We start from the raw sequence: 622 nt of genomic DNA on the forward strand, positions 1-622 counted from the left end.
CAGGCGCGGCTTGCGGTGCAGATCCCCTATCGTCGCCCGGACGGCCCCGTGACCTTGCTTGCTGATAGCACCGGCATCAAGTTCCGCGGCGATGGCGAGTGGCAGGCGCGCAAGCACGGCGCGTCGCGCCGCAGGCAATGGCGCAAGGTCCATATCGGCATGGACGCGCAGACCGGCGATGTCCGGGCCGTCGAATTCACCTCCAGCCGACAGGGCGACAGTCCACTGCTTCCACACCTGCTGGCGCAACTTCCCGAGCATGAAGAGATCGGCTCGGTCACAGCCGATGGTGCCTATGACACCAGAGGCTGCCATGCCGCAATCGTCGGACGAGGGGCCGAAGCGCGCATCCCGATCCGCAAGAACGGCCGCGCCTGGAAAGAGGACTGCCCCGCCGCCCGAGCCCGAAACGGCATCCTTCACGAGACGCGACGCCTGGGACGAGCCAACTGGAAGCGGTCGGTCGGCCACCACATCCGGAGTCGGGTCGAGGCACGGATGAATTGCCTCAAGTCATTCGGCGCGCGCATCGCCTCACGCCACCCTGATCGGCAGACCGCCGAGATCCAGATCCGCATCGCCATCATGAACAGATACAACAGCCTCGGCACCGCCGAGATCA

At 66.1% G+C, this 622-nt stretch carries 1 protein-coding gene; it reads left to right on the top strand.

Annotated features, from left to right (window positions below; all coding sequences use genetic code 11):
• The coding region (locus tag V8J36_RS22840; RefSeq protein WP_336469614.1) for an IS5 family transposase at positions 1–622 on the top strand (622 nt) is incomplete at both ends.

Source organism: Frigidibacter sp. MR17.14 (assembly GCF_037095735.1).
In the GTDB taxonomy this organism is placed as follows: domain Bacteria; phylum Pseudomonadota; class Alphaproteobacteria; order Rhodobacterales; family Rhodobacteraceae; genus Frigidibacter.